The following is a 331-nucleotide window of genomic DNA, read 5'->3' as shown; positions in this document are numbered from 1 at the left end:
AGAAGTTTGTGATGGTTTAGAACGACATTTTAAACATCATTATCATTATAATACCTATTATATTCATGGGGGTACAAATCGCACGAAACGCGAACAAATGATTACTCAATTCCAAAATCCTGAAACCGAACCTTCTGTCTTTATTCTCTCTTTGAAAGCCGGAGGTGTGGGAATTACTTTAACCAAAGCAAATCATGTATTTCACTTTGATCGCTGGTGGAATCCGGCGGTGGAGGATCAAGCAACGGATCGAGCTTTTCGGATTGGTCAAACTAAAAATGTATTTGTTCATAAATTTGTGGCTTTGGGAACTTTAGAAGAAAAAATTGAC

At 37.2% G+C, this 331-nt stretch carries 1 protein-coding gene; it reads left to right on the top strand.

All coding sequences use genetic code 11. The annotated features are described in order from the left end of the window. Nucleotides 1-331 (top strand): helicase-related protein (locus PL11201_RS25530; protein WP_144017902.1); only part of this gene is annotated, 331 nt, incomplete at both ends.

This window comes from Planktothrix sp. PCC 11201, assembly GCF_900009135.1.
GTDB lineage: Bacteria > Cyanobacteriota > Cyanobacteriia > Cyanobacteriales > Microcoleaceae > Planktothrix.
This window is presented reverse-complemented; position numbering and strand designations above follow the sequence as displayed.